This is a genomic window from Pseudomonas sp. BRG-100 (genome assembly GCF_000737955.1).
Lineage (GTDB): Bacteria > Pseudomonadota > Gammaproteobacteria > Pseudomonadales > Pseudomonadaceae > Aquipseudomonas > Aquipseudomonas synxantha_A.
Genome location: NZ_JPRX01000001.1, coordinates 5,801,773 through 5,819,433 on the forward strand (window position 1 = coordinate 5,801,773; position 17,661 = coordinate 5,819,433).

Genomic DNA, 17,661 nt, shown 5'->3' on the forward strand with positions numbered 1-17,661 from the left:
CCTCTTCTATTCCGCTGGCCGGCAGTGCGAGCCAGGTTTGACGTTTGCGTTGCTGGGGTCTAGAGAAGCGCCGCATCAGCCAGCCTTTGGAAAGTCGAGCGAGTGATCAGCAATCAGGCGCCGACAAAGCGTCTCGCTGATGCCGACATTCTTGCTGGCCTTGTACCGGGTCATGCCAGATTTCTTGCACTCCATGAGCTGGGCGCAGATCACCAGTTCGTCATCTGGCGTGATGATCCGGCCTCGCTTCGTTTTCTGGGCAATCCGCGCATAGCCGTATGGCCGTTTCGGCTCGTGAGATATTCCAGGGCTGTCTTTGCCCACACCCGGCTGGATGAATTGGGCTGTTCCGCCAGATGCGAAGAAGGCAGCTTTCGCCGCCTTCAGGTTCGCTTGTTCCTGATTGTGTACTTCAAGTGTCGGATGCATTCCGGGCACCTCTTGAGCGATTGTCGATGTTGATGTGATTGATCTCGGCGATCTCGCGCAGTGCGGCCCGGGTGATACCCAAGGCAGAACAGATCTCTGCCTGGTGGGTGCGTGACTCAGCCAGCGCTTTGACCTGAGCGACCAATGTGGCCCTGGCCTGGCGCCGCGACTCCATCGTCTTGGCGGTACAGGTTGCGAACTCAATGCCATGCTCCGCCGCGATCCGGTTAAATGAACGAGTGGATCTTCGGAGAGCCTTGGACGCGGCAAGAATGCCCGCGTCGATGTAACGGGGCAGGGCGGCGGCTACCTCTGGCTCAGCAGGCTTGTGGGCGTCCCATCTCATGCTGCCGCCTTGCGGAGTGTCACCCCGGCCATGCTGAAGGTTGAACCCTGCGCTGCGACCATCGCGTCGAGCGCTTCCCAATTGACCAGGAGGACGGTGATCGGCGCCTGACCATACGCTACGGCTTTCACCAGGGCCTCAAAGTCCGTCACGTTGGCCTGGAGCGCTACCTCCTCCGCGGAGTGGCTCGCCACAGGTTTTGTGGCCTGGCCGACGAGTGCAGCTGTCTGGACGGGCGCAGCGCGGACTGGCTCGGGCACAGCCACCTTCTCGACAACGGGTTCTGGCTTGATAGCTGCCAGGCGTTGGGCTTCTTGTTCTTCCGCGATTCGCTTCGCGTCGGCCTTTTCCCGCTCCGCCTTCTGGTGTTCGGAGATTCGGAATTTGATCAGCGTCACCAGGTCATCATTCGCCTTGGTCACCAGTTGCTGCACATCGCTGAACAGGAAGGCATGATCAACAGCGAGCTCCGCCAGACTGGTCAGGTTCAAGCGAATGCTGTCGGCTGCCTGGCTTGCATCGATCTTCGCCCGGGCCAGCTCGGTATCAACCGCGTCCTGAAGGCTGGCGATGGTGCGCTTGTTCCTCATGGCGCCGGCGAAGTCCGAAACGACGTGAGGGAGTGTGACTTTGCCAAGGGTCTTGTTGATTGCGGCGATGTGATCCGCCAAGGCGAGCTCGGCTTTTTGCTTGATGCTGGTCTTCACCAACAGCTCTTGAGCCTTCACCAGCTTGTCTACCTTCAGGCGAGTCTCACGTGCATGGGCGCTAATGCGATCCAGCGACGAAAACAGCTCGTCGATGCTTTGAGTCTGCGACAGGGCCTGTTTCTTGGCGACAGCGACAGCCTCCTCGACATCGCCACACCACTTGACCGCCTTCTTGGCGTCGGCGAAGTCCTGGTCGGTTGAGAGCGTGGTTTTCACCGAATCGATGACAGCCAGGGCCGAGTCTTCAAACACCTTCAGGTTGCTGGCGGTAACCATGCCGGTCAGCTCGATGCGCAGTGCTGGCAACTCATCAGGTGCCTTGCCGACTACGATTGAAGGAGCGTCGGCCATTTCGAAGTTGGCCAGGTCTGCCTCGAACTGTTTCCAGCCTTCGATCAACTGTGCCGCGCGCCCGGCGACGGGCCGGTACTCCATGTGCACGAAGTTCTCCGGTGTGCCGTCCGAGCAAACAAAGATGACCCGCTCAGCGCCGCTGACCAGGAGTTGCTGCTCAAGCTGCCAGTAGTAGTGCGGAGCCAGTTCGCCGGCTTTCACCTGGGCCACGACCGACTCATTCCAGAGTTTGTGCTCAAACAGTGTCTCGCCGAGCATCGTGGCGCCATCCATGGAGGCCAGTAGGTTGCCCTCGGTGGCAACGATTGGATACAGCTCTTCGCCGATCAACGCTTCAGTCAGTGGGCGGGCCAGGGCTTCAGTAGCGTGGCCTTTGTCGAAGATGAACTGCTGAGAAGGCGTGATATCGGGTGTGATGCCGGTCTTTTTGGCTGCCAGCAGTTCCGTGCGGGATTGGTACTTCGAGGCGCCCATCATTGCCGGGGCTTCGGAGGCGGTGCGGAACTGGGCGCGGAGGGCAAGCCACTCGGCAGAGCCTTGAGCTACGTTGTGAATTTTCATGCTGCGTCTCCATCGAGGGCTTTGAGGTTGGTGATGGTTTCGATCTGGTCATCGCGCAACGAGTACTTGCTGATGACGTTGGAAATAATGTGTTCCGGACTAGTGCGACCGGCGTCGATCAGTGGCTGCCACTTCTCGATGTTTTCAGCCAGCAGTTCGTCGGGATAGGCAGGCTTGGTGTCCGGTTCTGGTGGGGCTTGGCGCGCCGGTGAAACATCTTTGGCGACTTCTTCGAATGTCTTGCCTTCCATCTCGTCTGCCGTTGGCGCCGATCCGACTTCAGGGAATGCTTTGCGCAGAGCCTGGGCCTCGGCACATTTGGCAAGCTGGGCAAATGCTCGACGCTTCCACATGGCGTTGGGCGCCGCGGTGTCCTTGCTCGATGTCGCGTAGTTTTCAAGCCAGCGCTCATTGGCCGTGTATTCGGCAACCAAGCCGTTGCTCATCTGCCGCTTGACGGTCACGCGGCACCATTCGGGATAAGTGACCTCTACGCCGCTCAGCTTCGCAGTTACTGGCGGGCCGTATTCCGGCTCGCTGATTCCAGCGTACTGGCCGGTGCGCGCCGCCTGGATGCGGTAAAGGCCGATGCCGGGCATCACCGTGTCCTGCATCTTTTTCGTCTTGGAGTTCCAGATCGGAACGATGTGCACCGGCTTCAACATCGGGTCCAGGTGTGCGGCCTGGCAGTAGGCCAGGACCATCACAACCGAGTTCTTTTCGGCACCGGGATAGAGGCTGCTGCTCAGCACTTCAACGAGCGCGGCCTCCGACATTGCAGGTGTGTTGTCGTCCTGCTTCAATACTGCGGACATGGGGAATCCTTGCCGCGATGCTCGCAGCGATAAAAGGGGAAGGGGAAATAAGAGTTGATAAACGTTCTTATTCGCAACTAAGATACGTAATAACATTTCAACTCAACGCAAGGAGCCTCACCTATGAAAGTGCTGTCCTCACTCAAAGAAGCTAAAAACCGTCACCGTGACTGCCAGATCGTTATGCGCCGCGGCCGGATCTACGTGATCTGTAAATCCAATCCAAAATTCAAAGCGCGGCAGGGCAGTGCGAAGAACAAGAACAAGGGGAAAGGCTGATCAGTTTCCTTGCTGATCCTGCTGCTGAACCCGGTAGCGCAGGACCTGGAGCACTCGACCGCCGTAGCCTGGTTCTGCGAATTGCTCAACCGGTGGACCGAAGAAACCACGTCGTTCGGCAAGGCTGTAGGCCTCGCGCAGGTTGTGAGCGCTGATATCTTCGAGCTGCTCGTCGATCAGTGATTTAACCGGTGCGGTAGTCATGCCTTCTCCTTACGCCGCCGGCTGACATCCAGGAGGCGTGCGCTATACCAATGAAATTCTTCTGCGTTGATGGCGCCTGAGGTGAAGTGGCGCACGATCAAACCCTCAGCCAAGATCTCGTCGAGAGCGGGCTTATCTGGCTCTTCAAGCGCAAACAACGCTTTATCGATCTCAACGTAGGGGCTCACAGTTCGTTGTCCTCGGCCTGGGCGATAAGAGCGTCATCAGCCAAAGGTTGAAGGAGGCGTTCGGCAATCTCGCCTAGTTTCCCCAGTGGATGGTCGCTCCGGCCGAGTAGCTCCAGAGCTTCCGATTTCACCCTCGAACCCGCCATCCCTGCGATCAGTAAGTAGCCCAGGGCTGGAGTGTCGACGCCGCAGTCGGCCAGAAGGTTGTTGGCGTACTCATCGACAGCCAGTGCGAACTGGTAGGCCGTGACGCCTTGCTGTGGGTGTAGGTGTCGCTTGAACACCACACTGCCACCTCTGGCCAGCTCTTCGGCAGCGTTGTACAGCCATTCACTGCGGGCCAATTGCTGAGATATTTCGCTCACCGGCGGCGGCAGTTGTTCGTCGTGCTCAAACTGAGCCTTGCGTAGTGCTGACATGGTCGCCTCCAAAGTGGCGGGTTGTTCACCTGTATTCGTCAACACTCATGCCTCCCGCTGGTTGCCGATGGGCGCGGGGGAGGAGTGCTGACGTAATAGAGGTGGGGAAGGGGGGGCAGATGGCCGGAGCTGATCCCGGCATGGCTATTAGCGGCCTTAGTGACACCGGAGTTTCACCGGGGCGAAGGTTTCAGCCGCTTATTCTCGGACTCGCCGTGGCCATCTGGGCGCTTACTCACTCTACCGGCCACGATTCCCGCGATCCCTCAGGTCTTACACTTGCCCGTCAGCCCGGGCATTCATCTGCGTGTTGCGGTGATGCAGGTGGGCGATTATAGGCCGCAGTTTCGTCCGCATCGGGGTGTGATCGGAACACCAGGGCGCTACCCCTGCTTGGTTCCCGCCGCGTTTGTAGTGTTGGCCGTCTCGCTCATACCGGCTCAGGACATTCACGGGTCTTTGCGATCCTAGCGCTGCAGCCCACTTGGGCACGCTCCGATCACACCCCGATGCGCTCTCATAGAGAGGGTCGGGTGGGTTCACCGGGTTCGTCCTGACCACCCAGGACCTCAACCATCACCGGTATAGGGCAGTTAGCGACAGGCTGTCGTAGCTCAGGCCCATGCATTCCGTTTCAAGTGCTGCCAATGACAGCTACGCGGAATGCAGCGGGACCTGATCCTCTTTCAGCATCAAGCCATGCTCAATGCAGAACTGGATCTCAGCGTCGTAACCAGCTCGATTCATAACCTGCTGACTGTTCTGGTCGTATATCGCTCGGTGGTGGCCGGCGCCGCTCTTGCGTGGCGTTCGCTCAACCGTATAACCGTGGCGCTGGTAGCAGCCGTTGGGGCTGTTTGGGTTTGGCATCGTCTTGCCCTCGGTTGTTTTCCCAATGCCAACCGCTCTGGATGGGCATCAGTGAAAAGGTCCGTCATGCGCAGCCTTGCAATCGGCCGCTGTCATTCGGTGGCCGTCTTCGCACTCAACGACACGAACGCCGTTGGTGAATCCACGCTCAACGTTGAGCCTGTTTGCCTCGGAGATGCAGGCGGCCAGGCTCTCGTCGGCAAACACCTGCAGCTCACCGCGCCCTGTGATGTGAATTACTTTGTTCATCGTCTTGCCCTCGCCTCATGCGACCTGCCCGAGAACCTCGCGGGAGAACGCGTGAATGTTCATGTACGCACAGACTGTCATCGCCCGGCGGTGCTTGATGTGGCTGCGCAAAGCAAGGTCTGACATGTCGACCTGATCAGCTTCGAGCGCGGCAATCGCCTCTTCGACACCGCCGAACCACTTCTCCAGCAGCCTGGCGCAGGATGCAGCTGCCTCGTTGATCACCTCATCACTTGCTTCAAACACTGAATTGCTCATCTACGCTTCCTCGGTTGGCTTCCCGTCAGCCCCTGTCGCCAAGACCTATCGGTGAAGCCCCGGTCACGCTACTGGCGTCAGGCCGGGGTTGTTGCATCATCGGTGTTGGCCAGTTACCCGCCGCTGATTGCAGGGCTGGCCGTTCGTCTTCGGTGTGGGCTTCGAGCTTCCTACTCACAGCGTCAAACAGCATCTGTTCGCCGTGGATCACAGGTCCTTACAACATGCACGCTACAGCTCTGAATGCCCTGATTGAGTGGGGCAGGGTGCATGAGGTCCGGCGGTCCCAGCCGAAGCTATCGGGATCGCTAATTCAAATCTTTTGGAGCTGGCCGTGACCCGCTACTGGCGTCGGTCACCGGCTTGAATCAAATGTTCTTCCAGCCGCGGGCCTTTCGGCTTGTTCTCCCGCTGGATAACTGTTCTTGGCGCTTTACGCTGCACGCCCGGGTCAGTTGCCAACCCTCTGAACCGTTTAGGCCGGTTCATCGCTGCCTTTGAATCTGGGCCGGTGGTGATCCGGCAAGGGGTGTCGCTAAAGAGTGGTGCAGCTTTCGCTGCTGGCCGGCGGTGTTCGTTGCTGGCTTGAGGTAAATTTACCATTTGGAAATTACCTGTCAATGCATATTGGTAAATAAATTGGTAAACAATTTCAGGATTCAAGGTAAATCTATGATGTGTATTGGTTTTCTAAGGGCGTAAAAAAGCCCGCTTAAGAGCGGGCTCATTTACATGTCGCTGTATTTTCGCCACTCGATTCTGACGGCGCCGGAATCCAAATGGTCGATGCGGATACCTGCGGTGTCGCCAATGTCTTGGATCACCTGTAGCCACGCCTCTGGGCTTTCGTCGTCCAATCTGAACACTTCAACTGCTTGGATCTCCTGCACATTCGGTGAGGCGATGATCCGCTTGAGTCGGTGACCGACAAGTTCATATGAGTTTCTCGGCTTGCCAGCGGAGTAGGGGGATTGGTTCATGCTTCGCTCCTTGCGAGTACTGTATGTATAAACAGTATTTCGGTCGTGGCACATTGGCAAGTGAAAATTCTTCCATTGGCTCAGAACCCGGCTGCGAGCCAGCGCCGGGATCCTGAATGACAGTGGGGCAACTGGTACACTGGGTCGATTGGACCAAGGAGATGGGAATGCGCGGATTAGCAATTACGGCCCTAGCGCTAGCGGTAACCGGATGCGGCGGAGATATAGACCGAGCTCGAACGTCAGTCGCTAGCCACCTAAAAGATCCTGACTCTGCAAAATTTAGAAATGAGCGGCAAGTTTCAGACGTGGCCGTTTGTGGCGAGGTGAATGGGAAGAATATGTTCGGCGCCTATTCCGGATTCGCCCAGTTTCTTGCCATGAAAAGACCTGGCGGATTTGACGTGATAATCGATCCAGATATGACGGACCGGTTTGCAGGGAGTGTTTGCGGCTATGCAAAGGCCGAGACGGAAGCAAAAACTAAAATCAAGGCCCCGCAGCCTGCGGTGGAAATTCCAGGGGTCAGGTGGTCAGTTCAATTAGCGTCCGTCAGTAGTGAGGAAACGGCGGAGGCGATTAGTAGAGATCTTGCGAGTTCTGGCTGGACGCCATACACAACACGCCGCGATGGAAAAAGTCGTGTGTTTGTAGGGCCATTCTCCACGCGGGCTGAAGCCAACGTTCAGATGGATGACCTAGCACGCAAGAAGACTCTCAATGGGTTTGTGCTGCGTTACCAAGAGCCGGCGGCATCGGGCAAATAGTAGAGACGTACGTAAAAGATACAGAAACAAAAAGCCCGGCACTGGGCCGGGCGCTCATCAAAAACGTAAAGTCGATCTGCTACCTCAGCTCGCGGTGGGCATCGAAGCAATTTCACGAAGAATCTCGAATCCATCCAAGGTTTTTGGCACTCTCGACTCCAAATACCGGTACTGAGGAAGGATGAAAACCTTAATCGCCATGCTTTTGCCAGGACGCGAGAAGGTTGAGATCGACACTGCGCAGTCGGATGGTGGGCTGATGACCTGAAATAGGTGTTCCGCCACTACCACCGGATCCTTGCGGTCGCTACACATTATACCCTCCTACTAAAGTTGCCCCGAGTGCGTCCAAGATCGGCCGCAAGGGCAGCATCAGTGATTTAGCTCCGCCAGGAGCCATTGAGTCAGGTCCGCCAGCAAAAATCAAACCGACTGCAGCTATAGGTCTGCCATGGTCGTCCACTTGCACGACAAGTGAGCCTGAATCCCCTGACGCTGAAAACTCTGATTGTAGGCCATGGATCGTGAACACATTGGCAAAACGAATCACACCTGTAAAACCATAGTTCTGCGCTTGGTAATTGATGCCCACAGGTCGTAACTCTCTGCTTACAATATGACCCTTAGTGTGTCGAGTCGTTCTGCCGACCTTTTCAACCTTCATGCCTTCAACCGGATCTGCGACAGCAAGAGGGGTATCGAAGGCCCCTCCCTGCATAGAGCTTACGATTCCAACGTTGTGAATGCGAAAAACCGCACCATCCAAATTACCTGCGATATCAACGTTCCCCAAAGATCCGACCTTCATCTCCAAAGCTTTGGTGTGATAGCCAAGAGTAAATGGAGGGATTCCGCCTGGTCCAACATCCACTACGCCTGGGGCAAGGATAGGCGTTTCAGGCTGCACATGACTGCATAGCGCACTTACATGGTTGTTCGTGAGGCCATACAAGAGGCCGTCCGGCATGCTCACCAGGGCGCCCATCGTACCGGCGGAAGCATCGTTGCCAGGGGAAATCGAAGAACCGCAAGTGTAAAACTCATTCCCCGATGCCGCTTTATGAATCGCGTATGTCGTTCCTTGGGCAGACCCAAGGCTTTTCCCAACCGTATCCAAATGCCCTTGAGGATACGCGACTCCATTGCTCTGGATGCTGGTCGGGAGTGTATGCAAATCCTTTTGCGTAACCTTTTTCTTGGTGTAGAGGTAAATTGTCCGACTGGTTGAGTTAAAGGAAATCGTCTGAATTTCCTTGTGTCTCAATATCTGCTCGGCCTCTGCCGAAAGCGGAATGGGGGGCGTAGGGGTCAAGTAAACATTGTCGACCTCGGGCGGCAAATGCTCGATCAGGCCTCTGTCAATTGCCCATCTTGCTAGACCGCTTGCCACTTGATGAGTGGTAAGCAGTACCGGAGCGGGCTGTAGTGGAGGCGGCGCTATTGGCGGTACATTCTGCGGCATGGAAGTTTATCCCCAAACTTCAAATTTAAGTGCAGAAGGCCTGATCTATTCAGCAGACACTTCCATGTCAGAAGAGTCGATGCTCTCCATGGTGACGCAATTCAGTCCATTGTTACGTGAAGCTCTGAAGCTGCCCGGTCGGTTGCCTCCAGCGGCATCCTACTCTTACCGAGCGTACATACCCCACCAGAATACGTGCCCCAGGATAGCTATCTGCTCATCCTGCATCTGCTGAAAGGTGTAATCCTCATCGGGGTGCTCATCACGATTGAAGCTGCGCAAACGAATCCCCGACGGCAAACGGTATAGCTGCTTAACTCGCAACTGGCCATTGTGGTTGATAGCGTAAAGATCGCCATCAGCAATATCGCCCAGCCCGGTTTTGCCGGTATTTACACCCACGGTCGCGCCGTCCCGGAGAACTGGGATCATGCTGTTGCCGCGAACGGTCACGCACTTAGCGTTGCTGAACTGGACCCCGTTTTCGCGCAGGCTTTTTTTGCCGAATCGCAAAAACTCTGCATCGTGCTCTTCGATGGAGAATCGCCCGGAGCCGGCAGCCAGTTCTACCTCCCTCAGAAATGGAACGCAGACCTCGTCATCGTTAACTGGTGTCTGATCGTCCCAGACGCTTATCTGTTTCAGGGGCACATCTACCTGGATCCGCGGCTGCGCCGCATGTGAAACGCTACCTGAAGATAATTCAGCTTCGCTCAAAGGCAGATCCAGAGATCCTGGCTCAAGCCCGCACTTCTGCTCGAAGTCGCGCGCCATCTTCTCCCCGATATTCCTCAGGTGTTCGGCCTTGTCCGTAAACAGCCGTGAAATGTAAGACGGCTGTTTGTCGACCTTGGCGGCGAAGTCAGCGTCTTTACCCCCGAAGTCGCGATCAATGATCTGGCGTACTCGGGCTCTGCGTATGTCTTTGATTTCCATCCCTCAATTAAAACCTTTATTTCCCTTAAGGGAAATTACCTTTACTTGGTAAACATTTATGGTAAATTCATGCATAAATGAACCAGAAGGTAAATCCGTATGGACTTCCCCACGTACGCAAAGCAGCTTCCGCGCGGCGGAAGAAAACGCCTCGCTTTAAGCCTTGGTATCCCAGCGAGCTATCTGTCTCGACTCATCTCTGGTGACCGGTCGATTACTGCCGAGCGCGCCATTGAAATTGAACACGCCACGGGCGGGAAGGTGACGCGCCAGGAATGCTTACCAGAAATCCAGTGGAAGCACGCCAGCTAAGCGACATCCCTGTCCGCCGTTCCAATGAAGCCAGATTAGAAGAGAGCAGTTCCCATGCAAACGTCCAGCTCCAGACACACCGTACAAACCCGTGACCAGGTGCTGGTCGCCCACGCTGCAAACCAGATCGCGCGTACCAGCCTCAGCCAAGACGACTTTGCCCAGGCGCTGAGCCGCGAACTGCATCTGTCCTGCCCAGAGAAGGCTGTCGCCAAAGAGGTTCCGGACTTCGCTGCGCTGACGTTGCAGAACGACGTATCCGACTTTGTGAAGGCGACCGGCCGCTGGCTCAAGCGTGTTCAGCGCTGGCTGTCCGGTGATCAGGAAATGCCGTCCTGGCTGGAAGAGTCTTGGGTAAACGCCCTTGAGCCTGAATTCCGCGACCACTGCGTGAACGAACTGGCGAGCCGCCACGGGCTGACCGGCGCCCGCCAGATGACCAGCGACCAATGCGCCAACAAAAGCTTCGGCGCACTGATCCGCGCCCTGGGTGATGTGATCGACACCGGCAGCGAAGTGTTCGACGACCAAGTGATGTGCGAACTGGATCTGCCGCACCTACCGGCTTTCGCCAAGCAGTGCCGCCAGGTTGAAGCGAAGGCGGGGGAGTTGGGGCGCAAAGCTGAGCAGTTGCTCGCTTCGGTCCAGCGAAATTTGAAATCTGTTTCCTGATTTCCCGCGCATGCGCGGGAATCGGTGCCCATCGGGTTCGCACTATGAATTAAGCGGATCTGAAGCCCAGGCACAAAAAAGCCGACGGTCGAGGTCGGCTAATTCGATAACACTTTGTGAGGCCGATTATATGCAAACCCCGCCACATATCAATAGCTCTACCAATCTCGCGCCACGTTTTTCGCAATCTGAAAACGTGGCGCGCAATTCAGCAGTGATTCCGTTCGACTTCGACGGCGCCGCAATCCGGGTCATCACCGACAAGCTCGGCGATCCGTGGTTTGTTGCGCGCGACGTCGCTGACGCCCTCGGCTACTCCAAACCAGAGAACGCCGTGTCCCGTCACTGCAAGGCCGCGACCACTACCCCGAAACAGGGTGGTGGTTTCATGACCATCATCCCGGAGCGGGACCTGTACCGGCTGGTGATGAAGTCCAAGCTGCCGGCCGCTGAGAGGTTCGAAGAGTGGGTGGTTGGCCAGGTCCTGCCGAGCATCCGCAAGACCGGCAACTTTTCTGCCCTAGGCCCGAACAACTCCAAAATCGTCGGCGAGTTGGCCATCCTGGAATGCTTTGACCGCCTGTTGAAGCCTGCCAACTCCAGCAAGATGCTGATGCTGGCCAAGATCGCCGCCAACAACGGCCTGGACGCCAAGTTCCTCCCAGGCTACGCCGTTGATGCCGCCCCTGACGCTGCTGGCGGCTCTTCGATGCCTACTAAGGCAATCACCGCCCTGATCAAAGATAACGCCATCGCCAGCACCGCCCGCGCCTTCAACCTTTCACTGGAGGCCCACGGCTTCCTCAAGGTCCTGCAGCGCAAAAACTCCAAGCAGGAAATGGTGGACTTCTGGTCCGTGACCGAGAAGGGCATGGCCTACGGCAAAAACCTCACCAGCCCTCAATGCCCCCGCGAGACGCAGCCTCACTGGTACGTGGATCGCTTTCTTGAATTGGCCGCAAAGGTCGGGAAGGCCTGACATGCAATACACCGTCACGATTAACCAGGTGAAGGCGTTGGAGTGGGGGCTGAATTCTCAGCAGGCCCTGCTGTTCGCCTTCGTCTACGGCTGCCCGAGCTGGACCAAGCCAATCAAGACTGATGACGGGATCTTCTTCGCGCTGAGCAAGGCCAAGATCATCGAGGAGCTACCGCTGCTCACTGACAAGCCGGACACCGCTTACCGCATGCTGAAGGCCCTGGAAGAGGCCGGTTTGATTGAGCTTTCCAGCACCTCGAACATCACGCTTTTCCGCCTCACAGAGAAGGCCGTCGAGTGGAACCAGAAGCTCGACGGGTCGGAAAAATATCCGACCCCACCAAACAATAAGGGTCGGAAAAAAATCCGATCTACCTCGGATAAATCTCCGAGCAAGGTCGGAAAAAAATCCGGGCAAGGGTCGGAAAAATCTCCGACAAATCAGGATACCAATCATCAGGGTACCAATCAGGAAACCAGTCAGGACTTGCAGGACGCCACCGGCAAGCCGGCTCAGTCCCGCAGCTTGGTGCTGGTGGTTGACCGCACCGATACTCCCCGGGTCGAGATTCCCGCCGACATGCCGGGCCCCAAAGACCAGACCTGCAAAACCTTCAAGGTCTGGGCGAACTACGCGATGGCTTACCGCAAACGCTACAGCGCCTGGCCGGTGTGGAATGCCAAGGTCGGCGGCCAGCTCGGCCACCTGGTTGACCGCCTCGGCGCCGATGTCGCCCATCACGTTGCGGCCCACTTCCTGAAAACCAGCGACGCCGCTGTGCTGCGCAAGTGCCACAGCCTCAACGAGCTGCTGGCCAACGCCGAGAGCTACCACACCCAGTGGGTGACCGGGCAGCGAATCAACGGTACGACAGCCCGCCAGATGGAGCGGACCGAAGCAAACCACTCAGCAGCCGAGCAGGCCGCCCAGATGGTTCTGGCCAAACGCCAAGCAGGTGACCGCAATGAATACCTTTGAAATGAACGACCAGCAGGTTGCTGGGCTGGCCGCCGCCATCTGCGCAACCGCCGAGGCCATGGGGCAGGAAATGAATCCAGGCACTGCCGCGATGATGGCTGAAGACCTCTGCGCGTATCCGGTGCCCGTCGTCAAAGCCGCGTTGAGGGCCTGCCGCTTCGAGGTGAAGGGCAAGTTGGCAATGGCTGACATCCTGCAACGCGTCCAGTCCTCCGACGGCCGTCCCGGCAAGGACGAGGCCTGGGCCATCGCCATGACCACCAACGACGAATTTGAAACCGTGGTGCTGACCGACGAGATCCAGCTGGCCCTGGCAGCCGCGAAACCCATCTTGGATGGCGGCGACAAGATCGGCGCGCGCATGGCTTTCATCGACGCCTACCAAAGGTTCGTGGGCCAGGCCCGCGAGGATGCGAAGGCGGTCAACTGGCACGTATCCGTAGGCTTCGACGCCGACCGCCGTATCCAGGCTGTGACCAAGGCGATGGAGTTAAAGCGTATCCCGCGCGAACACGCCCAGAAGTACCTGGCGGACCTGAGTGTCGAGCCGATCACCGAGGATGGGCGGGCCATTGCTGGCTTGCTAACCGGAAGCGTCACCAGGCCTGAGCCAGCGCTCCGCACAAAGCTTGAAGCCGTGAAGGAGTCGATGTTGGCAATGCGTAGCGCCAGCACGGAAAAGAAAACTGAATTGCGAATTAAGGCGGCAAACGAATTGGCGGATCGCCGTGCGCTACTGATCAAACAGGCCCAGGAACTGGAAGAGAAGAGGGCGGCGCTATGACCGACAAGATCAGTGTCAACTGCCAGGCCAAGCTGTCCGAGGCAATCACGCGACTCAGTGCCATGTACCGCGACAAGAAATTCGTTGTGGTCTCCCTCCGCCCGGGCAAGGACCGCACGCTGGATCAGAACCGGCTGTGGTTTGGGATGTACAAGCGTATTGCAGAAATGACCCAGATCGGCGACGCAGCCGACGCTCGACGCTACTGCAAGTTGCACTTCGGCGTGCAGATCCTTTTGAACGAAGACGCCGGATTCCAGGCCGAGTGGTACCGCGTGATGCGCCACCTCCCGTACGAAACGAAGCTGGCCATGATGGGGGAGTGCAAGCTCTTCGGCCCGGATGGCTTCCCGGTGACCAGCCTGTTCAACCGCGCCCAGGGCATTAATTACACCGATCGCATCGCTGCCTATTTCACAGGCCAAGGTGTGGTTTTCACTGATCTACTCAGCAAGGAGGCTGCATGATCGCCAAGCAACCCAAACCGAAGAAGTGCAAGAACCCTGCATGCGGCATCAGCTTCCCGCCGCAGCGCCTGGGCCAGGCCGTATGCAGCCCGAAGTGTGGCCTGGCCATCAAGGACGTGAACCAGGCGAAGGCGCGCAAGTCACTGGCCCAGGTTGAGCGCCGCGAGATCAAGGTCCGTAAGGAAAAGCTGAAGAGCCGCGGAGAACACATGCGTGAGGCTCAGCAGGCGTTCAACGAGTACGTTCGCACCCGGGACCAGGCCGCCGGCCATCTCTGCATCTCCAGTGGCAAGCCGTTGGACTGGAGCGGTAACGCAGTCGATGCCGGCCACTATCGCAGCGTTGGCTCCGCGCCGCACCTGCGCTTCGATGAACGTAACTGTCACGCCCAGAGCAAGCAGGACAACCGGTTCCTTTCCGGCAACGCCGTGGACTACCGGATCGGCCTGATCGCGCGCATCGGCCAGGAGGCCGTTGATGCCCTGGAAGCTGACCAGAGCGTGCGCAAGTACTCCGTCGAGCAGATCAAGGGCATCAAAGCCTACTACCGGGCAAAGATAAGAGAGCTGAAGAGGGCTGCAGCATGACCTATCGCAACGTTGTTTCAGCAGTAGTTCGAGCTCTTGCGGCCGAGACCATCAGTTCGGCCGGTGGCTGCGACTTTGAGCCGAAGGTGCAGTGCGCCAAGCAGAAGGGGGAGATCGTCGGCAAGGAGGCTATGTTTCTGCAGGATTGCTGGGTGTTCGGACGGCTGCACAAGGCGCTGACCCCGGCGCACTGGCGGGCCCTGGTGGCGAAGTACTCGACGCATGTTGAGCGCAAGCATGCAGCCATTTCTGAGCTGACCCGATCTGTACGGTCACCGGCACCATCGCGATTCGTGCACTGCGCCGTGGTGACCTGGGCACTGCCCATGCTTCCTGGAGTGGGCGGTAAGCGCTCCACCAACGTGCTGCCGGCCGGCTGGTATGAGATGGACAACTGGTCGGATGAGCCGCATCCGATCAAAACCCAGGAGCGGTGGCGGCGCGACATTCGCAAAGTCCTCAATCGAGAAGTGGACGAGGCTCTGGTTTGCGCTCAAACGCTACTGGACACAGAAGATCTCATCGATACACAAGCCGCTTGACACCAAATGATCCAGTGAGCCAATATATATTCATCCTGTCATTCCTGCGTTTGTAGGATTGAATAGAAAGCCCGGCCATCGCGTCGGGTTTTTTATTGCCTGTAATATTTTCAAATTAATGCGTATAGGTGCATTCTGCCAAAATGTATGTGAAAAATGACTGGTTGAAAAATTATTGAACGTTTTGGAAGCGACCATCCTCTGAGGGTCTCCAAAATCCGTAATTACCTGATTTTTCAATACTAATTGGTCATAAAATGAAGAAAATAGTACTCGCTGCACTCGTGCTTTCCTTTACAACCCTGAGTGTGCAGGCTGCTGAAATATCTGGCGCTATCGGCGCGACTAGTCAGAGTGGCTTGACTGCCCGAGCGGCGCTGGGTTTTGGTTGGGATAAGGCCTGGTTGCAAAGTTCGACAGGCAAGCTGACAGGTTATTGGGATCTGGGTTACACGTATTGGGAATCGGGCAAAGAAGCAGGTGCCCGTCATTCTGTTTCCTTCTCGCCAGTTTTCGTTTACGAGTTTGGCCAGGGCGAAATAAAGCCGTTCATTGAAGCTGGTGTCGGTGTCGCAATGTTTTCGGGTACGACCGCTGGCGATCAGAAATTTGGATCCTCCTTCAACTTTGAAGATCGGATCGGCGCAGGCTTGAAATTCGGCGATACGCAGCGAGTCGGAATCCGCGCTACTCACTATTCAAATGCGGGCATCAAACAGCCAAACGACGGCATTGAGTCTTACGCGCTTTTCTACAGCCATTCGATCTAAATAGCACACAGAAACCCAGCCATCGCGCTGGGTTTTTTATTGCCCATGGAAAGGGCGATTCAGCAAAAGGAATTTGCAGATGTTGAAAGAATTCAGATGCGGTAACTGCAAAAGACTTCTCGCCCGTACGGGTGAGTTTAAAGAGCTCCAGATCAAATGCTCCCGATGCGGGACGTTGAATCATGTGAAGGCCACGAGCCTCGAACAATCGCCTTTGAGCGACATGAAAGCGGAATCCTCCGCGACAAATCATTCGACTCAATAGGTGAAAAAATGGAACTTCCAGCCATTAATATTACAGCTCCAGAACCATTCTACCCAGGCCTCAACCAGACGGGTGGCGCAACCATGCAAAGTCCAATGGTGGCATTCAATGGGATGCAATTGATCAGGAATGGGTACTATGCCAAGAACATGTGGCGCGAGGTATTAGTTAAGCACTGTTCGGAAGTTGATTTTTATATTGGTCGCTACGGTAAATTTGAGCCTTGGATGCTGGGTTCTAATACATTTGGCCGGGACTTGAAAGTTCTATCTTTCGCGGACAATTATATGTGTAGTACAGGTGTCAGTCCGGCAGTCGCTCTGTCTTATGCGTATCGCAATCCTTTGCTGGTGACATCTACCGTCCCGACGCAAGAAGTGAAACAAATTTCTGCATCAGAACTTGGCCCTGTGTCTGCATTGGGTCATTTCATAAACGGTAAAGGTGCCACCGTCCGGATGGATATTACCAAACTAGGACTGAATCCATCGGTTACTAAAATTCCGATGCTTGAGCAGCAGTTCAGTGCTCTGTCCATTGGCACTACGAGGATCGTGCTGGATAAGGTTCCTTACAATACTTTCGACGATTCTTTTAATACGGGTTCTGTTCTTGGGAATATCACCCTGAAGATCGAAGGTAATGCTACCAAGTATGAAGGCGGCGCCGTGGTATTTAATGGGGAGGCTCGTGCTTATAACGACAAGTATGACGCGAATCAAGGCTCCTTCCGAAATGCGTTGCCCGAGGCGGCGACGACGGTTCTACGAGCGATTCAAAACGGGACAGGCGCTCAGGAATTTGAAATCGAAATCAGGGGCTCGCTGCCGATCGATATCCATCGGTAACTGAGTCATTGTAGGCGGGGGAGATCCCTTCTGGACACGGTCATGCCAGCTATTGGCATGACTGCTGTTTGTGGGTTTTGTGTGGAGATTTGTGATTTTTCGAATGAGTGGTTTGACGGCCCCCAAAAAAACACCTCTAATATTGATCAATATTTCGGACGATTGATCTTGATGGAGTTGGGTTAGTATGAGCTCATGGAAGTGGTATTTTTTTCTTGTCTTTTTATCGTTGTTAGCGTTTCTTTTATACGTGTACTCAGTTGCTGGTGCGCTCGAAAATCCGAATGATCCAAGCGATACAGTCGGGGTTCCGGCAGCATATATTTTCTCATCCTTTATTATGGGGTTGGGTGCGATTTCTTGGGGTCTGTCATTGATTGGCTTGCTGGCTTGTAAGGTTGTGAGTGTTGAGCATTCTAGAACGAAGCTTTTCATCTCCAGCCTTGCTAACCTTCCCTTGCTTTTAACGTGTGTCCTTGGTGTTTTTTCGGTGGCGGCATTTTCGTACGATTCGATAATCGGGATCTTAAGTGGGGTATTATTTTTATTGGTTGTGATTTTGCTTTGTGTGGGGGGGATTCGAGTTGTTAAACCAAGTCGATCATCGATTTAGAATTTATTTTAGGTTC

Annotated in this window: 26 protein-coding genes; 15 read left to right on the forward strand and 11 right to left on the reverse strand. The window is 56.0% G+C overall.

Annotated features, from left to right (window positions below; all coding sequences use genetic code 11):
- Positions 1–75: 75 nt before the first annotated feature.
- The 4 genes from JH25_RS01740 to bet are packed head-to-tail and all read right to left on the reverse strand — an operon-like array spanning position 76 to position 3,203.
- A complete protein-coding gene (locus tag JH25_RS01740; protein ID WP_032880661.1) occupies positions 76–429 on the reverse strand; it encodes a hypothetical protein in 354 nt (117 codons plus the stop codon).
- Positions 413–775 carry a hypothetical protein gene (locus tag JH25_RS01735; RefSeq protein WP_032880662.1) on the reverse strand — a complete coding sequence of 121 codons (363 nt, stop codon included), beginning with the start codon at positions 773–775 and terminating at the stop codon, positions 413–415. The genes JH25_RS01740 and JH25_RS01735 overlap by 17 nt, the downstream gene beginning before the upstream one ends.
- Positions 772–2,400 carry a YqaJ viral recombinase family protein gene (locus JH25_RS01730; protein WP_032880663.1) on the reverse strand — a complete coding sequence of 543 codons (1,629 nt, stop codon included), beginning with the start codon at positions 2,398–2,400 and terminating at the stop codon, positions 772–774. The genes JH25_RS01735 and JH25_RS01730 overlap by 4 nt, the downstream gene beginning before the upstream one ends.
- Positions 2,397–3,203, reverse strand: a complete 807-nt coding sequence (gene bet, locus JH25_RS01725; RefSeq protein WP_032881313.1) for a phage recombination protein Bet — start codon at positions 3,201–3,203, stop codon at positions 2,397–2,399. The genes JH25_RS01730 and bet overlap by 4 nt, the downstream gene beginning before the upstream one ends.
- A 135-nt stretch (positions 3,204–3,338) precedes the next feature.
- Here bet and ykgO point away from each other — a divergent pair, with 135 nt between their 5' ends.
- A complete protein-coding gene (gene ykgO / locus JH25_RS01720) occupies positions 3,339–3,494 on the forward strand; it encodes a type B 50S ribosomal protein L36 (protein WP_019816741.1) in 156 nt (51 codons plus the stop codon).
- Here ykgO and JH25_RS01715 read toward each other — a convergent pair whose 3' ends face one another.
- The 3 genes from JH25_RS01715 to JH25_RS01705 are packed head-to-tail and all read right to left on the reverse strand — an operon-like array spanning position 3,495 to position 4,305.
- Entirely contained in the window at positions 3,495–3,698 is a 204-nt protein-coding gene (locus tag JH25_RS01715) for a hypothetical protein (RefSeq protein WP_032880664.1), read from the reverse strand.
- Positions 3,695–3,886 carry a hypothetical protein gene (locus JH25_RS01710; protein ID WP_032880665.1) on the reverse strand — a complete coding sequence of 64 codons (192 nt, stop codon included), beginning with the start codon at positions 3,884–3,886 and terminating at the stop codon, positions 3,695–3,697. The genes JH25_RS01715 and JH25_RS01710 overlap by 4 nt, the downstream gene beginning before the upstream one ends.
- Positions 3,883–4,305, reverse strand: coding sequence for a hypothetical protein (locus JH25_RS01705; protein WP_032880666.1), 423 nt, complete (start codon positions 4,303–4,305; stop codon positions 3,883–3,885). Before JH25_RS01705 ends, JH25_RS01710 begins: the two co-directional genes overlap by 4 nt.
- Positions 4,306–4,968: 663 nt before the next feature.
- On the opposite strand from JH25_RS01705, the gene JH25_RS28800 reads away from it, so the two are divergent.
- Positions 4,969–5,547 (forward strand): hypothetical protein, encoded by a 579-nt coding sequence (locus JH25_RS28800; protein WP_164699540.1) that lies wholly within the window; start codon positions 4,969–4,971, stop codon positions 5,545–5,547.
- Positions 5,548–6,024: 477 nt separating this feature from the next.
- On the opposite strand, the gene JH25_RS28805 is transcribed toward JH25_RS28800, so the two are convergent.
- Together JH25_RS28805 and JH25_RS01685 are read right to left on the reverse strand one after the other, a co-directional pair.
- Positions 6,025–6,345, reverse strand: a complete 321-nt coding sequence (locus JH25_RS28805) for a hypothetical protein (RefSeq protein ID WP_146097880.1) — start codon at positions 6,343–6,345, stop codon at positions 6,025–6,027.
- 65 nt (positions 6,346–6,410) lie between these two features.
- On the reverse strand, positions 6,411–6,662 hold the full coding sequence (locus JH25_RS01685) for a DUF1654 domain-containing protein (RefSeq protein ID WP_032880670.1): 252 nt from the start codon (positions 6,660–6,662) through the stop codon (positions 6,411–6,413).
- Positions 6,663–6,829: 167 nt separating this feature from the next.
- Here JH25_RS01685 and JH25_RS01680 point away from each other — a divergent pair, with 167 nt between their 5' ends.
- Positions 6,830–7,429 (forward strand): SPOR domain-containing protein, encoded by a 600-nt coding sequence (locus tag JH25_RS01680; RefSeq protein ID WP_032880672.1) that lies wholly within the window; start codon positions 6,830–6,832, stop codon positions 7,427–7,429.
- 307 nt (positions 7,430–7,736) lie between these two features.
- Here JH25_RS01680 and JH25_RS01670 read toward each other — a convergent pair whose 3' ends face one another.
- Positions 7,737–8,891 (reverse strand): hypothetical protein, encoded by a 1,155-nt coding sequence (locus JH25_RS01670; protein WP_146097881.1) that lies wholly within the window; start codon positions 8,889–8,891, stop codon positions 7,737–7,739.
- Positions 8,892–9,056: 165 nt separating this feature from the next.
- Complete coding sequence (locus JH25_RS01665; RefSeq protein ID WP_081883365.1) at positions 9,057–9,665, reverse strand: S24 family peptidase; 609 nt, start codon at positions 9,663–9,665, stop codon at positions 9,057–9,059.
- Between the two features lie 261 nt (positions 9,666–9,926).
- On the opposite strand from JH25_RS01665, the gene JH25_RS01660 reads away from it, so the two are divergent.
- From JH25_RS01660 to JH25_RS28810, 12 genes are all read left to right on the forward strand, one after another.
- A complete protein-coding gene (locus tag JH25_RS01660) occupies positions 9,927–10,139 on the forward strand; it encodes a transcriptional regulator (RefSeq protein WP_032880676.1) in 213 nt (70 codons plus the stop codon).
- Positions 10,140–10,193: 54 nt separating this feature from the next.
- A complete protein-coding gene (locus JH25_RS01655) occupies positions 10,194–10,811 on the forward strand; it encodes a hypothetical protein (protein ID WP_032880678.1) in 618 nt (205 codons plus the stop codon).
- 130 nt (positions 10,812–10,941) lie between these two features.
- Entirely contained in the window at positions 10,942–11,790 is an 849-nt protein-coding gene (locus tag JH25_RS01650; protein WP_032880679.1) for a BRO-N domain-containing protein, read from the forward strand.
- A 1-nt stretch (position 11,791) separates the two neighbouring features.
- Complete coding sequence (locus tag JH25_RS01645; RefSeq protein WP_032880680.1) at positions 11,792–12,769, forward strand: phage replication protein; 978 nt, start codon at positions 11,792–11,794, stop codon at positions 12,767–12,769.
- Positions 12,756–13,553 carry a hypothetical protein gene (locus tag JH25_RS01640; protein ID WP_032880681.1) on the forward strand — a complete coding sequence of 266 codons (798 nt, stop codon included), beginning with the start codon at positions 12,756–12,758 and terminating at the stop codon, positions 13,551–13,553. Before JH25_RS01645 ends, JH25_RS01640 begins: the two co-directional genes overlap by 14 nt.
- Complete coding sequence (locus tag JH25_RS01635) at positions 13,550–14,020, forward strand: hypothetical protein (RefSeq protein WP_032880682.1); 471 nt, start codon at positions 13,550–13,552, stop codon at positions 14,018–14,020. The genes JH25_RS01640 and JH25_RS01635 overlap by 4 nt, the downstream gene beginning before the upstream one ends.
- On the forward strand, positions 14,017–14,607 hold the full coding sequence (locus JH25_RS01630) for a recombination protein NinG (protein ID WP_032880683.1): 591 nt from the start codon (positions 14,017–14,019) through the stop codon (positions 14,605–14,607). Before JH25_RS01635 ends, JH25_RS01630 begins: the two co-directional genes overlap by 4 nt.
- Positions 14,604–15,149, forward strand: coding sequence for a hypothetical protein (locus JH25_RS01625; RefSeq protein ID WP_032880684.1), 546 nt, complete (start codon positions 14,604–14,606; stop codon positions 15,147–15,149). Before JH25_RS01630 ends, JH25_RS01625 begins: the two co-directional genes overlap by 4 nt.
- 257 nt (positions 15,150–15,406) lie before the next feature.
- Positions 15,407–15,919 carry an acyloxyacyl hydrolase gene (locus JH25_RS01620; RefSeq protein ID WP_032880685.1) on the forward strand — a complete coding sequence of 171 codons (513 nt, stop codon included), beginning with the start codon at positions 15,407–15,409 and terminating at the stop codon, positions 15,917–15,919.
- A gap of 79 nt (positions 15,920–15,998) precedes the next feature.
- Entirely contained in the window at positions 15,999–16,184 is a 186-nt protein-coding gene (locus JH25_RS28400; protein WP_081883341.1) for a Com family DNA-binding transcriptional regulator, read from the forward strand.
- An 8-nt stretch (positions 16,185–16,192) separates the two neighbouring features.
- The gene (locus tag JH25_RS27685) at positions 16,193–17,032 is read left to right on the forward strand and encodes a lipid II-degrading bacteriocin (protein WP_164699541.1); all 840 of its coding nucleotides are present in this window, start codon (positions 16,193–16,195) and stop codon (positions 17,030–17,032) included.
- Positions 17,033–17,219: 187 nt separating this feature from the next.
- Complete coding sequence (locus JH25_RS28810; RefSeq protein ID WP_164699542.1) at positions 17,220–17,645, forward strand: hypothetical protein; 426 nt, start codon at positions 17,220–17,222, stop codon at positions 17,643–17,645.
- The last annotated feature ends 16 nt before the right edge of the window (positions 17,646–17,661 follow it).